General features: G+C 64.9%; 17 protein-coding genes and 1 tRNA gene. 6 read left to right on the top strand and 12 right to left on the bottom strand.

Going from position 1 to position 22,242, the window contains the following annotated elements:
- The 4 genes from BLS95_RS18380 to BLS95_RS18365 form a co-directional block, all read right to left on the bottom strand.
- The coding region (locus BLS95_RS18380) for a hypothetical protein (protein ID WP_218135829.1) at positions 1–205 on the bottom strand (205 nt) is incomplete at its 3' end.
- A gap of 61 nt (positions 206–266) precedes the next feature.
- Complete coding sequence (locus tag BLS95_RS59830) at positions 267–722, bottom strand: transposase (protein WP_425434739.1); 456 nt, start codon at positions 720–722, stop codon at positions 267–269.
- 135 nt (positions 723–857) lie between these two features.
- A complete protein-coding gene (locus tag BLS95_RS54245) occupies positions 858–1,871 on the bottom strand; it encodes a hypothetical protein (protein ID WP_143043767.1) in 1,014 nt (337 codons plus the stop codon).
- A gap of 614 nt (positions 1,872–2,485) precedes the next feature.
- Complete coding sequence (locus BLS95_RS18365; RefSeq protein ID WP_090932724.1) at positions 2,486–3,364, bottom strand: DUF4190 domain-containing protein; 879 nt, start codon at positions 3,362–3,364, stop codon at positions 2,486–2,488.
- A 1,500-nt stretch (positions 3,365–4,864) separates the two neighbouring features.
- On the opposite strand from BLS95_RS18365, the gene BLS95_RS18355 reads away from it, so the two are divergent.
- A complete protein-coding gene (locus BLS95_RS18355) occupies positions 4,865–6,547 on the top strand; it encodes a hypothetical protein (RefSeq protein WP_176993247.1) in 1,683 nt (560 codons plus the stop codon).
- Here BLS95_RS18355 and BLS95_RS59530 read toward each other — a convergent pair.
- Positions 6,534–7,013 carry a hypothetical protein gene (locus BLS95_RS59530; protein WP_342742727.1) on the bottom strand — a complete coding sequence of 160 codons (480 nt, stop codon included), beginning with the start codon at positions 7,011–7,013 and terminating at the stop codon, positions 6,534–6,536. The two genes, BLS95_RS18355 and BLS95_RS59530, sit on opposite strands and share 14 nt — an antisense overlap.
- Before the next feature lie 1,282 nt (positions 7,014–8,295).
- Here BLS95_RS59530 and BLS95_RS18345 point away from each other — a divergent pair.
- Positions 8,296–9,927 (top strand): CocE/NonD family hydrolase, encoded by a 1,632-nt coding sequence (locus BLS95_RS18345; RefSeq protein WP_090932717.1) that lies wholly within the window; start codon positions 8,296–8,298, stop codon positions 9,925–9,927.
- Here BLS95_RS18345 and BLS95_RS55735 read toward each other — a convergent pair.
- Positions 9,924–10,076, bottom strand: a complete 153-nt coding sequence (locus tag BLS95_RS55735; protein WP_176993246.1) for a hypothetical protein — start codon at positions 10,074–10,076, stop codon at positions 9,924–9,926. The genes BLS95_RS18345 and BLS95_RS55735 overlap by 4 nt on opposite strands.
- Before the next feature lie 322 nt (positions 10,077–10,398).
- Here BLS95_RS55735 and BLS95_RS18340 point away from each other — a divergent pair, with 322 nt between their 5' ends.
- On the top strand, positions 10,399–11,544 hold the full coding sequence (locus BLS95_RS18340; RefSeq protein WP_245765131.1) for an aminoglycoside phosphotransferase family protein: 1,146 nt from the start codon (positions 10,399–10,401) through the stop codon (positions 11,542–11,544).
- Positions 11,545–12,071: 527 nt separating this feature from the next.
- Positions 12,072–12,404, top strand: a complete 333-nt coding sequence (locus BLS95_RS18335) for a hypothetical protein (protein WP_090932714.1) — start codon at positions 12,072–12,074, stop codon at positions 12,402–12,404.
- 119 nt (positions 12,405–12,523) lie between these two features.
- On the opposite strand, the gene BLS95_RS18330 is transcribed toward BLS95_RS18335, so the two are convergent.
- On the bottom strand, positions 12,524–12,970 hold the full coding sequence (locus tag BLS95_RS18330) for a nitroreductase family deazaflavin-dependent oxidoreductase (RefSeq protein WP_090932712.1): 447 nt from the start codon (positions 12,968–12,970) through the stop codon (positions 12,524–12,526).
- Positions 12,971–14,030: 1,060 nt separating this feature from the next.
- Positions 14,031–16,190, bottom strand: coding sequence for a hypothetical protein (locus BLS95_RS54235; protein WP_143043766.1), 2,160 nt, complete (start codon positions 16,188–16,190; stop codon positions 14,031–14,033).
- 714 nt (positions 16,191–16,904) lie between these two features.
- On the opposite strand from BLS95_RS54235, the gene BLS95_RS18325 reads away from it, so the two are divergent.
- On the top strand, positions 16,905–17,813 hold the full coding sequence (locus BLS95_RS18325; protein ID WP_143043765.1) for a WD40 repeat domain-containing protein: 909 nt from the start codon (positions 16,905–16,907) through the stop codon (positions 17,811–17,813).
- A 501-nt stretch (positions 17,814–18,314) separates the two neighbouring features.
- On the opposite strand, the gene BLS95_RS18320 is transcribed toward BLS95_RS18325, so the two are convergent.
- Positions 18,315–18,638: a S4 domain-containing protein gene (locus BLS95_RS18320; RefSeq protein ID WP_342742726.1), complete on the bottom strand. Its 324-nt coding sequence runs from the start codon at positions 18,636–18,638 to the stop codon at positions 18,315–18,317.
- A 336-nt stretch (positions 18,639–18,974) separates the two neighbouring features.
- Positions 18,975–19,047: transfer RNA gene (locus tag BLS95_RS18315), tRNA-Arg, on the bottom strand.
- A 933-nt stretch (positions 19,048–19,980) separates the two neighbouring features.
- On the opposite strand from BLS95_RS18315, the gene BLS95_RS18310 reads away from it, so the two are divergent.
- A complete protein-coding gene (locus tag BLS95_RS18310) occupies positions 19,981–21,051 on the top strand; it encodes a M15 family metallopeptidase (RefSeq protein ID WP_245765130.1) in 1,071 nt (356 codons plus the stop codon).
- Positions 21,052–21,129: 78 nt separating this feature from the next.
- Here BLS95_RS18310 and BLS95_RS54230 read toward each other — a convergent pair whose 3' ends face one another.
- Both BLS95_RS54230 and mscL read right to left on the bottom strand, forming a co-directional pair.
- Positions 21,130–21,528 carry a hypothetical protein gene (locus BLS95_RS54230; RefSeq protein WP_143043764.1) on the bottom strand — a complete coding sequence of 133 codons (399 nt, stop codon included), beginning with the start codon at positions 21,526–21,528 and terminating at the stop codon, positions 21,130–21,132.
- A 299-nt stretch (positions 21,529–21,827) separates the two neighbouring features.
- Positions 21,828–22,226 (bottom strand): large conductance mechanosensitive channel protein MscL, encoded by a 399-nt coding sequence (mscL, locus tag BLS95_RS18305; RefSeq protein ID WP_090932706.1) that lies wholly within the window; start codon positions 22,224–22,226, stop codon positions 21,828–21,830.
- Between the last annotated feature and the right edge of the window lie 16 nt (positions 22,227–22,242).

Raw genomic sequence — 22,242 nt, 5'->3', positions numbered from 1 at the left:
CGATCCGCTCGGCACCCAGCTCAGCGGGAGCCGCCCCCTCCTGCTCCAGCCAGCGGCTCAGATGCGCCAGCACATACGCGTGGCCCTGAGCGGTCCGCGGCGTGAACCCCTGACCGATCAGCTCCAGCCGAAACTCGTGCACCAGCCCCGCCAACGGCCCCGACACCCTGACCGGGTAGCGGCCGTCCGTCGCAGCCCTGACCATGTCTTCACCTCCATCGACAGCCCCTCGATGAAGGAGACGGTGAACCTCCGGCGTTATGAGGTCAATTCACCCGGTCGCACCACCCGCAGCCAGCACTGATCCACCCAGCCCGGCATAACATCCAACCCCAGATAATTGCTGGCGTCGTAGCCCTGGCTGGTGGCTGGGACGTTGGCGGAGGTCTTGACGCTTTGGGCGTCGATGATGCAGGCGCTGGGCTCGGGGTTGTGGCCCGCGGCGGTGCGCACGTGGCGGCGGAGCAGGCCGCTGAGCTGCTCGAAGATGCCGTCTTTCTGCCAGTCGCGGAAGTAGGCGTAGGCGGTCTGCCAGGGCGGGTAGTCCTGGGGAGATAGCGCCAGGGGATGCCGGTGCGGTTGACGTACAAGATCGCGTTCGGGATGTCGCGCAGGTCGTGCTCGGGCGGTCGGCCGATGTCGAGGGCGCCTGCGCGGTGGTATGAGCCGTTTGGGGGTGACCCTGCGTCCGAGGCGAGCGTCAACTCGCGACACCGAGCCATCGCCCGTCCCGCGACCGACCGCAGGCTCTCCATCGACAGTGCAGGAGTCGTAGCGGGCTTGATTCGAGCGGCTCCCGACGTTCTCACGCCGGGATCGACCCGCCGCGGGGTCACGAGACGCCGCTGTCCCTGCGGCTATGGCCTCGGTGAGGCCGGCTCCGGGGGAAGCGATGCGGTCGGCGGGGAAGGGTTCGGTCTGGGCAGCGGCGTTTGCCGTTCTTCTGCTGGCGGTGGTGGGGGTTGAGTGTGTAGCTGGTGGGTGAGGGTCTGGCCGAGGGCGGCGGGGGTCTTGTCGGCGGGGTCGATGCCCAGGTTTTCGGCGAGTCCCTTCAGGTGTAGTCGGGTGGCAGCCTCCAGGAGCAAGGCGTAGCCCTCGGCCGTGGTGCGGGTGCGCTGCCAGGCGATGGTTGCCAAGAGGGCTGTGATGAGGGCTGCTGGCCACCACCACCAGGTCAGGGGTAGATACAGCACGGCCCAGCCACCCATGGCAGTGGCGCGGGCCAGGGCTGCGCGGGCGGTAGTGATCTCGGTGCGGGCACTGTCGGGTAGGTGTGGCCACAGCGTGGGTAGGTCAACGTTCAGGTCACGGTCCAGGCGGGCGGCCGCGGCGTGAATTCGATCTCCGCTCCATGTGGGCCGATCGGGCGGCTCGAGGGAAATACGGATAATCTTCTCGTACGCGGCGTGCCGTTCGGTGCGTTGTTCTTCGCCAGGAGGTGTCCCGGCCTGGCGGGCCTGCTCGGCCTGGTCATATAGCCGGTGGTAGTCACGGTGTGCGGTCACCCACTGTGTGCGTCTGCTCTGGACTCCCGCGGCGGCCAACTGTCGTAACGGGGTCCGCCAGGTGCGCCAATCGGCGGCGAGGATGAGCCGCTCAGCCCCCGAGTTTAGGGCTTGGGCAGCCAGTCCGACGCCAGCCGCGGCGGCCAGAACAGCCCCCAAGAGGACCACCTGCCCGCCGGCCCTGGTGGCCCCCGGTGAGGCAGCCCATGCGGTGAGGTGATCGGCGAGCAGGGGAAGGTCCAGAGCGTGGCGGCGGCCCAGGATCACCGCGATGGCAGCGACGGCCAGGTAGAGCGCGCCAGGCAGCACCAGCAGCAGCCACCGTTCGGCGAGTTTCTTGCCAAGTTCCCCAAGGAGTCCGCCCACCGGTTACAGCCGTTCCCGGCGCAGTTCCTGCCCCGTGATGGCACAGGTGAGCGGGAAAGTCGTCGTCTCGTCGACGCGGCGTCCCGAGTATCGGCCCTGGGGACACAGGTAGACCGGTTCGAATGGTTGTCGCGTGCCGACCCCGGCCATGGTCACTGAGCGGTGTCCCCATACCCCCAGGTGGTCCCCCATCGCCCGTAGGGCGGCGTGCACCGCCTGCAGCGGCTCGGCTGAGTCTTGACGGGTGCGTACCGCCGTTAGCAACTGCCGTATTGGGGATTGGTCATCGTCGGGCAGGACGGCACGCAGGGAGTCCAGCTCTTTGCACACCCTCATTCAGGTTTACTGCAAGGTCGATGGGCTTGCTCTTTCTCCCAAGCCGTGTGTCCCTTTCAACCCGACAGCCGCATAGGCTACGCCCATAAGCTGTCCGGATTCACCGAGGCCCCTCGGTCGTACTCGCCACTGCCGCAGGCGCACGGCGCACCTCTCGAGTGGACGCGGTGCGCTCGTGCTGCCGTGAGGCGGTCGCAGGGCATTTCATCTCGCGTGACGGCACACCTGTGAGCAAGACCGGCACACTTTGAGAGCCGGGTCGGTCGGGAAGGCCCGCATCACGCCGGGGAGGCCAGCTCGCTGTTCTTGACCAGGTACATGAACGCTCCCTCGGAGCCCTCGGCGCCGAACATGGCGATCACGACGGGCTTCGCCTTCTTCGGAAGGTCAAACACCAGCACCCTGGTGACCTTTTGGCCGGGGTTGATCTCGTCGTACAAGCCCTGGCCCGTCTCCAGATTCTGACTAATCGTCGCGTCCGAGTCCACGTTGTACTGCTTGCTGTCGCTGTCCAAGAGGCCTGAGTCGGTGCCGTCGAACGAGGCAGGGCTGTTGCCGGTGTTCTTCACCAGGACCCGTACGACGACGTAGGAGCCCTGGGCTTTGTGGCTGTCGATGGAACTGCTCACGGTCTGCTCGCGGCTGACGGATACGACCTTCAACGAGAACGGAGGCTCCTTCGCGACAGCACCCAGCGGGATCGGTTTGCGTGCCTGGCTCTTCGTCGGGCTGGGATCGGCCCCTTCAGGGGACGCGGTGGCGGAGGCGAGCGCCTTGTCGAGCTGCGTTGCCGCGTCGCCCACGGCGCTCAGCGTGACGACCAGCCCCCACGTTGCGAGTCCCATGGAAATGAGGCCGAGGATGGCTCCCGACAATGCCAAGCCGCCGTTGGAGGCGGTACCGCGGCTTGCCCGGGCGCGACCGACGAAACCAAAGATCACCGCTAAAAGGCCGAGGGTGCCAGAGGCGAAGAACAGGATCGGAATCACCCCGGTCAGCACTCCGATGATGCCGATGACCAGCGCGGCGATGCCTAATCCGTTGCGCATCTGCTGATGGTGATAAGGAGGCACCGTTCCGTAGCCGGGAGGCGGTGCGCCATGCGCAGAGGGGTGCGCTCTGTTCGGGTCGTACTGCTGCCCGTAGGGATTGGACATGGCGAATCCTCCACGACGAATGAGACGTGACCGTGCCACCGCAGAGTGATTCCATCCCCGTACAGACCCTTGCGATGCGCTTAGCCGATCGTAATGGCACGGTCCAACTAATAACAGGCTCGCGCAACATGTGTTCTAATCGTTGCTGCGCTCAGCAACGACCAGGCGCCACGTGCAAACGGCCAATAGTCTCAGCCCATTGCTGGAGAAGGTCTGCTGGATGGAACGCGGGACCGGTCACTCGAGCACGGCCCCTGAGATCAGTACGCGAGACTCTTGCGGGTCACGACGGTCGCCGAATAGTCTTTCTGGTCACCGTTTGCCTGTTCGGGGGATACGGGTTGGGCCAGTATCAAACCCATGCCCGAAAGATGGATTTGCACTACTCTTTGATGCGGGTGTGGAGGGTGCTCACGAACGCCCCGACGATCTGAGGATAAAAGGAGCTGCCCGCCCCTTGTGGAGTTCCACCACGGCTCCCATGTGACCTGTGCGGATCCGCCAGATCATGACATTGCTGATCAACGTGCGTAATTGGCGAATCTAGTCGTGATCCATTCGATCGGTAGCCCCCCTTTGCGTATCCCCCACGACCGGGCCCCACTCGAGCGAGGAGAGGCGCGGGGAGCCAGCCTCCTGAGCGGGTCATCGGCCTTGACCTCTCGCATCGTGCGCAGCAGACCCCCGTCGCGGACAGATAGTTGAGGTCCACGCCCGCGGCGGCGCGCCCGGCCAGCTTGCGGACTCGCGCGTGTGCGGTGACCTTGTCCAGGCATGGCCAGCAGATCGGCCACGTGCGCGGCATGACGCAAAAACGGCGTGGCCGGCGGGGTCGCGGGACACCAGCGTAGCGATCGCGCCCCACGCGCTCGCGATCCACAGGCCGTCCAGCAGATCATGCACGGCGTCGGGGTCGTCGAGGGCTGCCTAGCGGGCGGCCCAGTGCGCGGCGTCGTGACAGGCGCTGCCATGAGTTCGGTCGAAGGCCGTGTCGAGGGCGAGCATGTGCCGCACGAGCTCGGTGGCGGCGCGGGTATCACCGTGGCGAGTGGCGTCCTTCCACAGTTGGGCTGCCGCACGATATTGGCCGCGTACCTGAGCCGCCCGGCCGAGCACGCCGAGCCGGCCGGGCGGGGCGTGGCGGGCAGCGCGACGTACAAGGCACCGCGTCCCCAGGTGGCGGGGGCCCATCCCCGCGTGCGTGGGGAACACCCAGGATCGCTCCCAGGTCTGCCAGCGTTGCGGGACCATCCCCGCACGCGTGGGGAGCACTATCGGGAGGCACGAATGGCTGGCGCGCCAACTTGATGGGGAAGGGACAGGAGTTCTCATTACGGGTTAGGGCCTCTTGGTGATCACGAGGACGCGCCCGATGGATAAGATCGTCATGATCCACCCTTGACCAGCGCTTTGACCGGTTCCCTGACCAGCGTTCCACCCCGGATTGGCGCGCCGGGCCGGCTGAGAAGCAACCCCGTTCCCCTCTCGATGGAGATGCACATGCAGCAGCGTCCACACCTCGCCTCGTCCTTGCTCATCCGCCGATTAGCCACGCTCGGCCTTGCCGTGATCGTGACGACCGGCCTGCTCGCCGCCCCATCCCAAGCTGCTCCGCCCTCCCCCGTGGTCTCGGACGTGGGAACCACGACCGACCTCGGCGTGACCCTGGGCGTGTCCTCAGTCACCGACCTTGCCGTCGGCGACGGCCGGGTATTCGTCTCCGCCGGCGACCGGATCGTCGTCGCAAACTCCGGCGGTGACGTCACCGGCGCCATCACCGGCCTGTCCCAGGTGCACGAGCTGGCCCTGACCCCGGACGGCACCCGCCTGTACGCGGCCCTGCACGGGTCGAACGAGGTAGCCGAAATCGACACCGCCACCCTGACGATTACCCGGCGGATCGGGCTGGCCGAGCACCCATGCCCCTCCACCCTGGCGCTGTCAGGCGACCACCTGTGGATCGGCCGTGGCTGCGACCGGAACTGGCAGGCCGGCGTCATCGGCCTGAACGTGACAGAGGCGACGCCGACCCCGATCCTGTTCCCACCCCGGCTGTACAGCGGGCCTCCCGCCATCGCGGCCGCCGGCGGCACCCTCGTGGCCGGCCAGACCTTCAGCAGCCCTGCCTCTCTCACCGTCTACGACATCGGCCAGGAGACGCCGACGCTACGCGGCACGATCTCCGGTCACACGTGGCTCATGTCCGGCCTGCAAGACGTCGTGCTGACCTCCGACGGCTCGGCCGTGGTCGCGGCGGCCAGCGATCCCACCCGGTTCATGCGCTATGACACCACCACCCTGTTCCCGACCCTCGCCTACGGAGGCTACGGAACGTCACTGGTCAGTGTCGCGATCAATTCCGATGACACCTACCTCGTCGGCGGCCGTAGGCCGCCCGGCATCGACCTCACCCTCTATGACGCCGCGACGGGAGCCGAACTGCTGTCGGCAGACAACCCGGCCGGCACCCTGGTCGTGGGCAGTATCGCCTTCGCCGGCGCCGACGTCTATGCCCTGCTGCGCACCTCGGCCGACCGGCTGCACCTATGGCGGCTGCCAGACGTCGCCCTCCCGATGTCGCGGCTGACGTTGACCACTTCGCCACGGGTGCCGACGGGCACGGAAGTCCTCATCACCGGACAACTCACCCGAGTCGACGGCTCGGCACTCGGCGCGCAGCCGCTCAAGGTGACCCGCCGCCTGCCCGGCGGAACCCGCGAGCGGCTCGACCGTGTGACCACGGCAGCCGACGGCACCTTCACCATCACGGACCGGCCACCCGGTGTCGGCAAGGTGGTCTATACCGTCGCCTGGGCCGGTGATGACATCACCCGCGCAAGCAGCACGGTGGCGATCGTGAGGGTCAGACACCGCTCTTCCCTCACCATGACCGGACCGGCGCTCGGCACCACCGGTACGGAGATGCGCTTCAGCGGCGTACTGGAAACGGGCGGCAACCCGCCCCCGCCGGGCGCCACCCTCACGGTGAAGCGGACTGTGCGAAGCGGCGACACCTCCGCGAGCACCATGCTGCCCCCGGTCTCCGTCAGCGATGACGGCACCTTCACTTTCACCGACACGCCGGCCACCAGCGGCCGCCATATCTACCTCGCGCGGTGGGCCGGAAACGGCCTGTCCGAACCGGCGGGGGCGCCTTACCGGGTCACCGTCAAGGACGGCTGACACGAACCCTGGAGGGCGTCTGGAATCGACGGACGCCCTCAAGGCACCCGTCCCCGCTGGTGTGCGCACAGCACCACCGCACGGTCGGACGATGACGGTTATAGCCCCAGCTTGGCTTCTTCGTGAGCTCGTCGAAACCGCGATGGCGCCGGATCACCCCGGCGACGTAGTTCAGCGTCTGATGCGACAAATCGACGGCGGCACGATAGAACAGCACCCGAAGCTCCTGGTGGTGACGGTACTGATTGTGGTGATCAACCCCTCTACCACGCCCCTCCGCCATCGGGCGTGCGAGCAGCTTGTCGAGGCTGCAGCGTTCGCGTTTGGTGGGGTGCCCCGCGCCATGAGCCCGGACGGCCACTGCCACGGTCTTCTCGCGAGGCGGGGGCGGAGGGCTCTTGTCGACGTAGCACTCGGGGGCCACGGCAGCGCCGACGCGCTTGGTGATGGAGCAGAAGACGACCACGATGCCGTTCGCGTCCCTCGTGCCGCAGCCGGACCTCGTCTCCGACCCGCGCGGCGTGCGCGGGCTTGACCCGCATCCCGCTGACCCGGACGTGACCGCCTCGGCAGGCGTCGGACGCGATCGAACGAGTCTTGGTGAGCCGTACGACCAGATTCAGCTGTCCACTCGCACACTCAGCTGCTCACCTGCCACCCCGACACTGTACTGAGAACGCCGCGCCGCCAGCATCCAAGGCTTGCCTGGCCAGGGCACGAGGGGTGCCGACGTCCTCAATAGCGACGGCCGGGGCGGGGTGAAGCTCGGATTGGACGCACGTATTTGGCACGATCAGCGGCTGTCGTTGTCCGGTACCCCGGGCGGTCGTAGCGGGCCGCTGACACCCGGATGGCCCACAATCATGGTTTGACCTGGGGAAACGTGGTCAAGATCATCCCGCATATGTCCCCTGATCATGGTCTTACGGCTGCATGCGGGCACCGTCGGCTGCGTACCAGGGCCACAAAAACAAAAGACCTGCTGCTGAGAAACCGCAGGTCAGGGGCCGAAAATGCCTATCTAGGTGAGTGCCCCCGGCAGGATTCGAACCTGCGGCACCCGCTTTAGGAGAGCTCGACCTGAATGGAGTCCAGTATGCCTTGCAATGAGTGATATGCGGGTGCTGGTCGATGTGCGCCTGCTCATCTGCAGTAGCCTCTCACTGTGGATCACTTAGCTGCTGTTTGGCCTGGTCAGAAAGATGTTCGTGGCGAGGGGTACGCGAGGCGTTCCCGCTCTTCAGATGCGGGTGCTTCGACCTACGTAAGTGTCGCCTGACACACCAAGCAGGAGCGACGTGCCCGCTCATCACCCGGCGGTTCGCCCATTGGGCTGCAGAGAAGGTCCTGTCCGCCTCGGACCAAGGTTTTAGGTAGCACGCTGGGCCTGGATGAATGGTCGGGCCGGACGATGGACCAGCGCCGCCGGGAGATCCGCGATTATCTCGAGCTGCGGAGTTCTCGACCGTGGACGCCGACAAACGGTCCGACTGGCTGGCAATCAACGTGCGCACGGAGCCGCAGCCGGATCAGGTGGACGAGAAGCTGCTCAGGCAGTTCCGGGCCGAGTTGATCGGGTTGCCGTCATTTGACCGCTTCTCGGATGCCGTCGGTCGCGAGGGCTCAGCTTGGACAGGAGCCCACATGGTCATGACCCGGGCGGATGCGATTGTCGGCAGGCGTAACCATGGCGCCCGTTCGCGGGCCATACCGTTCGGGCGCCAGGGCGCAGTTCATAGCATGGGGTCATGGGGTGGGCTCGTCGGCTGGGGGCGGTCGCGATGCGGTTGCCTCGTGGCTGCCACCATGTCGCCGTGCAGCGGGACCTGGCCGTTCCGGTCGCGGAGGGCGTGGCCCTGCTCAGCGATCACTACCTGCCGGTGGGTGTGGATCGTTCCCCGACGATCCTGGTCCGCTCACCGTACGGCCGGCGGGGTCCGTTCGGAATGCTCTTCGGCTACGTCTTCGCCGCGCACGGCTTCCACGCGGTGGTGCAGAGCGTCCGCGGGGGGTTCGGCTCCGGCGGTGCGTTCGATCCACTCGGCGACGAGCGCGACGACGGCCTCGCCACGGTGGACTGGCTGCGGGCGCAACCATGGTTCGACGGCTCGTTCGCCATGTTCGGCCCCAGCTACAGCGGCTTCGCCCAGTGGGCGATCGCCGCCGAAGCAGGTCCCGAACTGAAGGCGATGGCGACTCAGGTGACCGCGTCACAGTTCCACGACGCGATGTACTACGGGGGCGGCTTCGCCCTGGAGGCCGCACTGACATGGGTCGACATGACGGCCCGGATGGAACGTCCGCTCTCATGGCTGACCGCGGATTTCGTCTCGCCCCGCCGCGCCCGGCGCGCCGCGCTGTCGGGCCGTCCGCTAGCCGAGCTCGACGCGCTCGCCACCGGGCAGCAGAGCAGTTTCTTCCAGGAGGTGCTGCAGAACGGGCCGCAGACACCGTTCTGGGCCAGGCGCGATTTCAGCGCCACCGTAGCCGCGGTTGAGGCGCCGGTGAACATGATGGGCGGCTGGTACGACATCTTCCTGCCGTGGCAGCTCAAGGACTACGCGGCGCTGCGCGCGGCAGGCCGACGGCCCTACCTCACGATCGGACCCTGGTCTCACTCCGACGGCCGAATGATGCGCGCCGCAGTGAGCGAGGCGCTCACCTGGTTCCGCGCCCACCTCACCGGCGATCCCTCGGAGCTACGGGACAACCCCGTCCGCCTGTACGTCACGGGAGCCGGCGAGTGGCGCGAGTTCTCCTACTGGCCGGTGCCCGGCATCCGTGAGGAGAGATGGCGGCTCCAGCCCGACGGCGGGCTCGCCCCGGTGGATCCGCTCCAGTCGGCCCCGGACACCTACCGATACGACCCTGCGAATCCCACGCCCTGCATCTCCGGCCCCTCGATCACCGGCCACGGCAGACCGGCCGACCAGCGCCGGCTGGAGCGCCGCCACGACGTGCTCACCTTCACCAGCCCCGTCTTGACCGACGACCTGGAGATCGTCGGCCCCGTCGGCGCGGAGCTGTACATGCGGTCCGACCGCATGCACACCGACGTCGTCGTACGGCTGTGCGACGTCAGCCCGAAAGGCGAGTCGCTCAACCTGTGCGAGGGCATGCGACGCCTGACACCAGACGCGCCGGACCCGGACGGTGACGGCGTGCGAAGGGTCGAGGTGCAGCTCTGGCCGACCGCGCACCGCTTCCGCGCCGGGCACCGCGTCCGGCTTCACGTGTGCAGCGGTGCCTACCCCCGGGTGGCCCGCAACCCGGGCACCGGCGCGGCCCTCGGCACCGCCACCCGCATGCTCACCGCGGATCAGGCAATCTTCCACGACCCGGGCAGGTCCTCCGCCGTTGTACTCCCCGTCGTCGGCTAGCGCTGGCGCACGGGGATGCCGAGTTGCGGAAACCGATCGCCCGGTTCGTGGTAGAGCCTGGTGGGGGAGTAGCGGTCCTCGGACTTGTCGATGGTGACGAAGAACAGGTCCGCCTGGTGCTCCTGTACGTACTTGACCCCCTCCCTCATATGAGCGGGCCTTGTCGACTCCGAAGGCGGCCGGCACTTCGTTCTTGCCGTAGCGGGCGGGGGAATGCAAGGGCATCACAGGGTTCAGCGGCGGCGCCACATGACGTAGCTCCGAGCGAAGCACGTCCGGCGGCTCTCCGGGCTCCGCGGCCCGAGCACCCGTTAGGTGGGCGAGCCGGGCCCTCCATCCCGGGCACGGGCTCGGTGCCAGAAGCGGTCCGATCCCGCTGGCCACGTACCGACGCGCATCGGCCCGCTATTCGGTCGAGGTCTTGAGGAGGGGGGTCACACTGGCGGGATGGGACGCGTTGTGACAGCAATAGTGACGTACGGCAACACGTGCGTCGGGGTGGTCGGTCCATTCCATGTCGACATCCCATGGTGGGCCGAGGTCGAGCCGGTCGTCGCGCATCTGGAGGAGACGCTGGGCGTGCAAGTCGTCGTCCTGCGACTGCTTACCGTCGAAGGATCCGACGGGGGCCGCGGCGGCCATGTCACCTACCACGTAGAAGCACTCCAACCACCCGGGAACCTGGGCACCTGCGATTTCGTCGACGATGACCACCCGCTCCGACTGCCCTGGGCACGAGCGTCTGGCCTCCGAGAACTCTTCGCGTGGGCATCCCAGTACGTCGACCTCACCGATCGGCCGGCACAGCGCAAGACCTGGAACCTGGCAGGTCTGTTCCGCTTGCCAACCGCCGATGGACCGGTCTGGCTCAAGGCCATACCTCCCTTCGCCGCCGCCGAGCCGGTCGCCATCGCCGCGATCGCCCAGGTCGATCCGGGCTTGGTGCCGACCGTCTTGGCCAGTGCGCCGGGTCGCCTGCTGCTGACAGACGTTCCCGGCAAAGACTGCTGGGACGCGTCCCCAGATATCGTGGCGGACGCCGTGCATCGCCTGGCCACCGCACAGGCCCGCATCGACCCGCCACCACACGGCATACCGGATCGTCGCCCGGAGATTCTGTCCGCCGCCGTCCGTGACCTGCTCGACGGTCCGGTCGGCGCCGAACTGAGCCCCGAGGAACTGCACGCTGCCAGAAGCCTGCAATGGCGATGGGAGATGCTGGCCGACTGCGGCCTGCCCGACACGGTCGTACACGGCGACTTCCACCCCGGCAACTGGCGCTGCGGCGACGACTCCCTGGTCGTCCTCGATTTCGCCGACGCGCACCTGGGCAACCCAGTCCTGGACGGGTTGCGCGCGATCGACTACCTGCCGACAGACCGACGTCGCGCAGCGGCCAACGCATGGATCGCAGCATGGACCGCCGCGCTACCCCGGTCACGTCCGGCCGAGGCGCTACGGATCGCCGAACCGCTCGCGCATCTCGCGTACGCCGTGCGGTACCAGGAGTTCCTCGACAACATCGAACCCAGCGAGCGCGTCTACCACCTTGGCGATCCGGTCACCGTGATCCGTCATGCGCTCGTAAGTGTCTCTGCATCTGAGACGGAGGCTTGAGAGGACGGCTGCCGTGGTCTCGACTGCCCTGTCGGGAGACGGTGCGTTCGAAGGCCGTGCCACAGCCCGACTCCTATGAACGCACGCAATTCGGCAGACCCGGTGCGGTCTATCGCCCGCCGCTCAGCTTGCGGCATGAGAGTGGGTTTGGACTTGCGTGGGTAGTCTGCCATCAGGTTTGGCATGGCGATGGGCCGGCCGGGTTCTTGCTCCAGGCCGAGCAGGCGGGCATGGGGCAGTCTGGGCATCGGGTTCAGCCGCAGTGGGTAGGTCTCCGTCTCGTATGCCTCTCGATGGCCGGGGCCGATGAGCCAGGTCACCTGCGGTGAGACTGTCCAAAGGCGCCATGCGAGTTGGCGGGCCTCATCGCCTCGTTTCTTTGTTCCTCGCCAGGTGGTTCTTCGGCGAATCGTTGTTGCACGGGTTCGCGTAGAACGGTTAGCGCCGCTACGGAGCGTTTCGCCTCTCCAGCGATGATTACCTTGGAACTGTTGTCGACGATCGCAAGGTCGAGTTGAAGCGCGTTGGTGGGCAGTTCGAACATCACCCTCGACGACATCGTCCAGGCATGGGTGGACGGCGAGCCCAACCACGGCATCCAGCTCGCCGCCGGCAGCGAATCCGACATCACCAACTGGCGGCGCTACCGTACCGACGAGGCAGGCGGCTGCACCACCGCCCCGCGGGAACAGTGCCAGGGCACGCTCCACCCGCCCATCCTCACCGTCGACTTCGAACCGCCGCCGCCGCCGGTCGTGGATGGCTTCACCTTCACGTCAGCCGACCCCATCACGAGCCTCCCGACGTTCGAGGAAGCCCGCGCAAGGTCGATCTATGAGCCCACGGGCAGCGACGATTGACCGTGCAGCCACCTGCCCACAAGAAGCACGCAGAAGTCCCGCGGCGACGGCGAGCGCGAGGATTCACAGGTGCTGGCGGCCGCGGTGGCACGCGTCCAGTGGGCAGGCTTTCCCTGCGATCAGACTTCGACCGGCTCCAGTACGAACACCGGGATCTCCCGGTCCGTCTTCTTCTGGTAGTCGGCATACGGCGGATACGCCGCCACCGCACGCTGCCACCATTCGGCCTTCTCCGCGCCAGTCACTTCACGAGCCCTCATGTCCTGCTTGACCGGGCCGTCCTGAAGCTCCACACGGGGCTCGGACTTGAGGTTGAAATACCAGACGGGGTGCTTGGGAGCGCCGCCCTGCGAGGCGACCACGGCATATCGGCCTTCATGTTCCACACGCATCAGTGGCGTCTTGCGGATCTTGCCGCTCTTGGCGCCCAGGTTGGTCATCACAATGACGGGCAATCCCGTGTCTCTCAAGGTCGTGCCCTTGGTACCGCCGGAGTTCTCGTACAGTTCCACTTGCTCACGTACCCACTGCGCAGTGCTGGGTTCGTACTCACCCTCAAGAGGCATGTCATCCGTCCCTAGGTCGGCCAACTCTTGTATGAACGATTCAACGCCCGCACCGTGCGGGTTTCATCCGTAATCGCAAACAGGTCAGACGGCCACATGAAACCCCTGTGTGGGCGTCACCCGGTCTCGGAAGCCCTGGGGGACACGGCGCGCAGGACGGGGCCGTAGATGGCCGAAAGCGGCTCGGACGATCGGCAGGGTGCACACGGCCTGCATCGCGGCGACCCACACTGGGCAGACGCTCGGGATCAGGTCGACGGAGATGATCGCGATCGGCATGCTGATGGAAAAGGACGCGCATACGGTCGAAGACCCGTCGTGACCCACACGAGGCCAAGACGGTCATCCCGTGGAGCAACACGGCGAATGCGAGCAGACTACGCTTCTATGACGGAAGTGCTCGCCGGGCGGGTGAGCGGCAGCCTGAGCCTGGGCGAGGCCTGCCTGCGGTGTCGCCTTCGTATGCCTGGAAGCCCGCCCCCTTGCGTTGAAGGACGTGCAGGAGAAAGTTCCTATGCGGGAGCGTCGCTCGCGTTGGTCGCCGAGAAGGCAGCGAGGGTCGAGGCGGCCACGGGGGTGCCCGAGGCCTATGCCGCGCTTGTCTGCGAGACAGCCGGGGGAAGCTGGTTGGCACTTTGTCTCCGGGACGCCGGAGCGCCTCGACCTGAACGCGGAAGAAGCTGTGGTGAGCGAGCGATTGCGTTAGCGGCGGGCAGCGGGGAACAGGTGGTTGCGTCGCCGATCGCGCCCGAGCTGGACGGGTTGCGATTGTGAGGGTGTTTGACGAGGGTGGGGCGTGCTGGTGGCCGGTCAGCGGCAGGCTGGCCGAGTGGCCTAAGGTGCTGCTGGACGCCACACGGCGTGGGATGGGAGCGGTTGCCAAACGGCGCCTCGGGGTTTCTCGACCGGTGGCTGAACGGGCGACTGGATTTACCGGTGCTGTCTCTGTCAGCGGTGCCGCACCCGCGCGCGATTCCCCGCGGACGTCGATATAAGTTATCGGACGTTGCCCACTTGGATCGCTACCTTAAGGGTCATCGATTGATCTGCGATTGGTATTTCATTGGCCTCCTGCAGTGATGGCGATCTCAAAGATATTTCGCGGTGTCACGCTGCTGTCTTCGCCGCGCGCGAATTTCAGAGTCTGCTCATTAACGGAGCCGACCCAGATGCCGAGAAATAGTTCGGACATGAACTGCTCTACTAGTACTGCCGTATGGCGCACATCGTTGTAGTTCACAGTAGCGGTATTTTGGCCCAGCGCATTTCCGCCGGCGATAAGGCCAAAAATCCAACGCGCAGTCACGCAAAGAACTTCACCGGTGGAGAGGATGAGCCAATAGCTAGATGACTCCGACCGCTCGAGGAGCGTAAGCAACTGCTGCACATCTATGCGCCATCTCTCATTCGGAGAGCTCGAGGTGTCCCCAAACGCCTCAGATTTCTTCACCTGAACGAGTTCGGCACTTCGTATGAAAGCAGAGGGCCGGATATCGGCGTTGAGTAGCAGCGCAATATCGCATCCCCATGTACTTTCCTCTGTCTTGGTAACTGGGCGCTGACGGACGGCGATGGTCTGCGCCAGACGTGAATTGCCCCCAGCAGCAAGTCGCAGCGAGACATTCCGAAAAGCTGTTTTGAGCTCTGTGAGCAATACTCCGGTTGCCAACTCCTCTTGGGCCGCACCCTGCGACTTGGCCCAGACGCTAAAGAGGGCCATAGCTTGACGTAGCGATCGAGAGATTGTGTCTTCGACTTCGGTCGAACCTATCCAGGTTCTTGCTAGCGATGTTAGTGGATGTGGAAATAGTGGCACGCCATCGAAAGCTCGTGCTGCGCTATCGGCGAGCCATCGGTGAAGGTCTGTATTGGGGGACATGACGCCAGATATAAGCGCTAGTATGCCTTGAGCCCGGTCGCGCGTCGCACGATCTGAGTCGTCCACCGCGATCTCCTCAATCTTTCTGCGAACAGTGGCATGGTAGGCCGCTGCAAGGGCGAGAAGATCAATGTGGTCCGAGTCCAGAGAGTCTGCCTGCCTGAGTATTTCGTGAGCGGATACTGCCCATGCATCTGGCGAAGACTCGAGGTGCTTCGACAGTCGTGAATGTACACCACGAATCTGGTCGCGATGCTTCCATTCGTCTCTCTTATACTCGGTTAGTTGTTGCAGGTCGGCCCATAGCAGTGCCATGCCGCTCAGAATTGTACCGTCCACTTCGCTTTGGCTCTTTCCCAAAACTTGAGCGACTGATCCCACAGTTCGTGGGAGATCTGTCCTGTGCAACTTCAGGCCGGCTGCCCAGCCAGCCTGGAGCGTCTGTTGCTCGAGGAACGCTAGCGGAATGAACGGAAGTGCCTCCGCGACCACTACTGAATCGGATGTCGAAAAATCAGGGGTTGGGAAGGTCTCAACCACCATCCGGTCGTTGCCTACAGCTCGAGCCACGGACGGATCAAGTTTCGCTACTTCTACGAGCAAATCTTGATACGTGCCGAGAAGACGGTGACCGTAAGCACGGAGAGTGGCAATGTCAAGACTGCAGATCATTTCCTCGGCGAGGGCAATGCCGGCGGGAGATTGCCATAGAGCGTCATTCCACTCTCGGCTGTGTTCGGTGAACACTAGCTCGATTCCGTCTGATACGAATCCCCAAATAGAGGACTTTGGGATCTCGTTCTCCCAGCGCCAGCGGCTGTTGTCTTCTGGTTGTATCGATGCCCACATCAGAAGGTACCGAAGGAGATTGTGATCATACTGGGCTGCGCCCATAAGAAAGCGCAGATCGTCATGGTTGAGATGATGAAGAGTTTCTATGTCATGGTTCGGTGCAAGGCTTAGCGTGGCGTAGACAAGAGCGCCGCAGATATCGTTCGAACCTTTACAATGCCGTTCATGTCCATACTGTCCGTGAGACTTATATGGGTTCCGGCTCGGAGTCGCAGGAAATGCCCTTATTGCCGCTTCCCAGCACCCTGGTAGGGCAGCCTGCAGGAGTGCTACACCTGAGGGGTGGCTGACCAGGCGCTCGAGCATCCAAGGAAGGTCGATATTTCCCTTCTTTAGCCGAGTGCAGAGGGCTTGTGCAACGGGAGGGAGTTCCGTAAGACCGATATCCGGTGCCGCATCCGCAGTGTCACCCTCTAGCCAATCAATAAAACTTGCGGAGACGGAGTTTTGTGTCGTATCGGCACGTTCGAGCTGGTGCTCATTGGTCATGTGTCTGCCCTCTCATGGCGGCCATGGCGCGATTCAATATGAATAGGCATATCGCGATCTCGGGATATAATTGGACTTGTACGCTGATGTAGATGAAGCAGGCAGGATATCGGTGAACGTTCTGCCCGCGCGAGTCAAACCACAATCGACCTGCTGTGTTAAGACAGCGCTGTTTCTCGAACACTGTCGTTTATCGGCGCCATCAACGATTCAGAACCCTTCGCTGGAACGATCGCTGATAGGGTTCAAAGTGGCCATGGATGATGGGCGATGAGCGAATAGCAGGGTTTCTCTTCGGCTGTACGAACTTGCTGTGATCGCCGAAACGCCTGTTCATACCGGTCGCGCACACCGGCTGGGATGAATCCGAAGTTCGGTATTTCGCTTCCGCGGGGTGAACCGGGTATTGGATGTCCAGATGATGTCGGTCAAGTAGTAGTAGCAGTCGTCGTCGTACCGGCGCAGAAGGGAGCTCGCCCTGCAGGCTGCGGTGGTCCACCGGGACATGCTAAAAGGTTCTGAGGCTGGAGGGGAACCGCGATCAACGCGCTGGCGGGGGATCTGAAGCGCAGGGTCCGTTGTTGAATCGCGATCAACCTTGCGCGGCGATGAGAGGTCCAATCCCGTGTGAAGATCCTTTGTGGGGCGCTGGCTGTCTTCTCGGCGCTCATGGCCGCCCCGGGTACCGCTCGCGCGGTCGTTCCCGCAGGTGAGGTGTCCGCCCCGATCCGGTATGCCGCCGCCTCCGACTGCGACAAGGACCCGCGTAATGCCGCGTGGTGTGGTCCTTGGTGGTTCCGGACGACCGACGGCAAGCGCCACTCGCTCAGCGGGGTGGGCCGGTGGTCGGACGCGGTCGACGTCAGCGGTGACGGCCGCCGCCTCGCCTACATCAGGGCCAAGGACGCCCGGCTCGTCGTCCGCGACCTCGACGGCCGCACACGAGTCTCGCAGGCCAAGGCGTGGCCGTCGAAGTCGGAGCTCGATCTCACCCGCGTGACGATGTCGTATGACGGCTCCCTGGTGGCGGTGGACTGCTGCTGGTCCGGCTTCGCCGGCCATCCCGCGCGGGTGTACGACGCTGCCACCGGTGCCCTGCTGGGCAAGGTGCCGGGAGTTTCCGTGCATGAAGATGCCTTGAGCTTCAGCGGTGACGGCGACCAGATCCTGGTCAGGACGGACGACGACAAGTCCGGCAGGCTCAGCGTTCACGACCTGAAGGGCAAGCGGACCGCCAGTGTCGTGCCGCCTCGGCTCATCGGCGACAACGCTGCCACCGCCGCGCTGAACGCCGACGGGCGCACCGTGGCCGTCTACGTCACCGGTCGCAAACCGAAGATCGCCCTGTACGACCTGGAGAGCGGGCTGGTCACCGCCACGTTCTCCGTGCCGGCGTCGGGCCAGAAGGTGGAGCGGGACCTTGCCGAGGACAGGATTATGGAGGTCGATACGGATGTCAGGCTCGACTGGACGGGTGACTCCACGCTGCGGATGGTCAGGAAGGTCGGGTTCAAGGTGGTGCGGGTGAAGGTCTACGGCATCGACGTCGCCACTGAATCGGTCCTCCTCGAGCGCGCCTACGCCATCGCCGGAACCACCGAGGAGGCGGTCAGCGGCATGTGATGTCGTCACGATGCGCGAGACGGTCTATGAGGTGCTCGATAAGCATCATCGACGGTGTCCGTCAGTCGGCCCGATCCACCCACTCGGGCATGGAGCCGGCGATGGTCGATGATGACGGCAGCACGACCCGCCGCACCGGGCCGACCCGCTGACCAGGGGAAAGGCGCGCACTCCACCATTACGCCGCAGCACGCGCCTGTTCGCGGGCACGCCGCGGTTCGCGATGGTCCAGCAGCAGGTCGTACCGGTTGGTGTCGCACGTGTAGTGCTTTCTTGGTGTCGATGACGTGGTCGGAGCCGAGCGAGCGGACCGGTGCGGTTTTGGGGGTGCCTAACAGGCCGGTTGCCTCTGCGTATCCAGTTCGATGTGATCTGCTTGATCACTCCGGGCGGGCGCGCTGCCTCGCTGCCGCTCCATCATCGGGTGTGCGGGCAGCTTGTCGATGCTGCGGCGTTCGCGTTTGGTGGGGCGGCCCGCGCCACGAGCTCGGACGGTCACTGTCACGGTCTCCTCGTGAGGAGGGGGCGGAGGGCGCTTGTCGACGCGTAGCACTCGGCGGCTAAGACGGGCGGTTCCGACGCGCTTGGTGATGGTGCGGGAGACGTCCACGATGCGTTCGCGTCCCTCGCGCTGCAGCCGGACCTCGTAGCCCGTACGGCGTGCGCGGGCTTGACCCGCATCCCGTTGACCCGGACGTGACCGCCTCGGCGGGCGTCGGACGCGATCGAACGAGTCTTGGTGAGCCGTACCGACCAGATCCAGCTGTCCACTCGCAGCTCACCTGCCACCCCGACACTGTACTGAGAACGCCGCGCCGCCAGCATCTAAGCCCTGCCTGGCCAGGGCACGAGGAGAGCCGACGTCCTCAACTGCGACGGCCGGGGCGGGGTGAAGCTTGGGTTATACGCACATATTTGGCACGATCAGCGGCAGTCGTTGTCCGGTACCCCGGGCGTTCGTAGCGGGCCGCTGACACCCGGATGGCCCAGAATCACGGTTTGACCTGGGGAAACGTGGTTAAGATCATCCCGTGTATGTCCCCTGATCATGGTCTTACGGCTGCGTGCGGGCACCGTCGGCTGCCTATCAAGGGCCACAAAACAAAAGACCTGCGGCTGAGAAACCGCAGGTCAGTGGCCTGAAATGCCTATCCAGGTGAGTGCCCCCGGCAGGATTCGAACCTGCGGCACCCGCTTTAGGAGAGCGGTGCTCTATCCCCTGAGCTACGGAGGCGGACTGCAGTAAGCCTAGCGAAAGTATGGCAGTGCGTGGGACGTGGGATCGAGATGAGTTTGGCTGGGTTGGTTATGGGTGCTCTGAGCTGCGGTAAAGGCATGACAAGTGATCAGATTCTTGCGCGATGGGCGTGGATAGCGTTCGCGTGTGACCAGGAGGCGATGCACACAAGCCCGTCGGCGGCCCGTGGTGTTGTTCGGGGCGTTGCTGGCGCCGGCGATCCTTGCCGGGGGGTTGTTGGCTGGGGAGATGCGGGGGCTTGAGGCCGAGGTCGGGGGCTCTGTGGTGGGGGAGAGCCAGGTGAGGATGGCGTTTGAGCCGGTGTTGGTGCCGGAGCCTCCTCATCCCGATCGGCGGTATGCGGCCAGTGTGCCGGTGCCTGCGTGGGTTGTTCGTCGGGCGCGGGCTTCTGCTGCCGTTGCTGTCGGGCGTGGGGATGCGGTTGTGGGGCCGCTTACGCCTGCGCCTGCGCCTGCGGTGGCACCGAGGCGTGCCCCGGTAGCTGTGCCCAGGCAGACTCGGGAGAGTTGTCCGGGTGAGTGGGTGAACACCTGGTTGTGGGAGTTGTGTCGGGAGGAGGAAGCGGGGGAGGCGGTGTTGGAGGGCGGACCCGGTGATATTTGGGCTTCTGGTAGGTGACCGGGGCGGGTTCAGGGTGCTGGTGGTGGGGTTGGGTGGGGGTCGTCGCGTTTGTGGGGTGGGAGAGCGGGGGCTGTGGCTTAAGGGGTTGGAAGGGTTGCGGTGGTATGTGGGGTATGGGGTGGAACTCCAGGCTTGTGGTGGGAGTTGTTGCTGGTTGGTGGGGCTAGGGGTACAAAGTGGGCTTTTTGTCTCATAACAGCTCTCCGGAGTTCGGTCCGGGCACTCGGGGGGCTGTAGTAACGTGCGTGCCTGACCCGGGTAACGAGTTAGCAAACGGAGGAGTCGAACGTGCCAGCCCCTCGATCAGCGGGTCTGATCGCGGTCGTCATGGCGATGGCTTCTCTCTTCCTGCCTGGAGTCGAGGCCCAGGCGCAGGTGCAGGAGCGGCAGGATCCGTCCAACCTGACCGAGTTGCGCAAAGAGGCCGAGCGGTCGGCCAAGGAGCTCGAGGACGCCACCAAGGCGCTTGAGCAGCGACGGGCGAGTATCGCCGCCTCCGAGAAAGAGCTCAAGACCAAGCTCACCTCGTTGCAGGAGATGGAGCAGCGGCTTGCGGTCATGCGGCAGCCGGTGTCGCAGATGGTCGAGTTGCTGTACGAGCAGCCGCTCGTGGCTGGTGGGATATTTCCGTTCTTGACCGGTGAGGCCGATGGGCACACCCTGCGGGCGCTCAGCGATGCGACTCAGATCGTGACCACGCGGCAGAAGGCTGTCGAGCGGACCAGCGTGCTCACCAAGGAGGCCGAGCGGCTGGCGGGTGAGGCCCAGGAGCTTCGGGCGGGGAACTTGCTGGCCGAGGCTCAGCTCGCGGCCGAGGTGGACACGCTTCGGCAGCGGTCCGACAAGATCGTGAAGTCGTTGACCGCCGCGCTGGTGAAGCTGGGCATCAAGGTCGACAAGGTGGGACGGGCGGCGCTGGGGTGCAATCCGCTGCGGGCGGCTACGGCAGACCAATATCCCAACGGGCTGATTCCGCAGGGCATGCTCTGTCCGTTGCAGCAGAAGGGGTTCAGCCTGAGGGCTGACGCGACGATCGCGTTCGTGAGTCTGAACGAGGCTTATCGGCAGCGGTTCGGGAAGCCCATGTGCGTGACCGATGCTTACCGCAGCCTGGCCGAGCAGCAGTCGATCTACTATCGGCGGCCGGGGTTCGCGGCTGTGCCGGGGCGGAGCAACCACGGGCTGGGGCTGGCGGTCGACCTGTGTGGAGGGGTGGAGAGGTCCGGGTCCACGGAGTTCGTGTGGATGGAGAAGAACTCGAAGAGGTACGGGTGGTTTCATCCCTCGTGGGCTTACAGCAATCCGTTCGAGCCGTGGCATTGGGAGTACGATCCCACGATCGACAAGCAGCTTCTCTAGGGGCTGGGTACGTGCCTGCTGCTGGTGGTGGTTGGCGTGAGCCCCCGAGGTTGTGGTGGTCGGGGGCCCGAGCCGAGGTTATGCGCCGTGTTTTTCCAGCAGGCGATCGAGCCTGAGGCCCAGCTCGATCATTTCGCAGCGCAGTGAGTCGAACTTCTGCTCCATCTCGGAGCGGGTGACTGTCAGAAGCTGGTACAGGTGCCATCGCAGGCCGGTGACCTCGACGTTGAGGGCTGCGATGTCCTGGGTCATCTCGGTATGTAGTTGTGCTATGTCGGCCTTCACCTCGGTGACGGCGATCGATGTCGTGGTGATGTCGGGTTGTATGCCTTCTATGCCCGTGTGGCGTACCGCCGGAGTGTTCGGGTGCCGGCGCTGTGGCTCGACGTCGCCGGAGACTGGGCCACCGGAACGTGCGGTCGTTTCGAGGGCTTCCAGACGGAGTTTCAATTCCAGAATCTCCGCTTCTACGTCCACGTACTCCTACCTTTGCGGTGGCTGGAAGGGACCCCACGTCCTTGGCGGCCGGGTCCCACTTGCTGTGAGCACATAGTCGCAGCTAGTTCATGATCGTGGAGATCGTCGTGGTTACTGAGGTGTGTTTTCATCCCCCGGCGGTGTAGCGGAGATCGACGGCGGATCAAGTCTTTGATCGGCGAAATGTGATCGAAAGGGGAGATCTCTCAACTGTCTCGTCAACTGCGCGGACGACATCGCACACGCCTCACCGGTGGCGAGAGCGGGGCGAACTCACCATCCGGGCTGTGGTGAACGTATTAGACCGCGACGACCTCGCAGCTGCAGAAGGCGCAGCGGGAGGCGGCCTTGGGGATCTCGGACAGGCATTCGGGACATTCGCGCGTCTTCGCCTCGACCCTGGCGGCGCTGCGCTCCTTGAAATGCGTGTACGGCCTCACCACCAGGAAGTAGACCACTGCGGCGACCATCAGGAACGAGAGGACGGAGTTGATGAAGCTGCCGTACATGAAGTTCGACTGGCCGACGGTGACCTTGAGCGAGGAGAAGTCGGGTAGGCCGCCGAACGCCGAGATCAGCGGGGTGAGGAGGTCCGCCACGAACGACTGGACGATCGCGTTGAACGCCGCTCCGATGACAACCGCCACGGCCAGGTCTATGACGTTTCCTTGCATGAGGAACTTCTTGAATCCGTTCATGGCAAGGGATGGTAGC

Source organism: Nonomuraea jiangxiensis (genome assembly GCF_900099965.1).
Taxonomy (GTDB): domain Bacteria; phylum Actinomycetota; class Actinomycetes; order Streptosporangiales; family Streptosporangiaceae; genus Nonomuraea; species Nonomuraea jiangxiensis.
The sequence above is the reverse complement of the archived record's forward strand: the minus strand, read 5'-3'. Positions and strand labels throughout refer to the sequence as shown.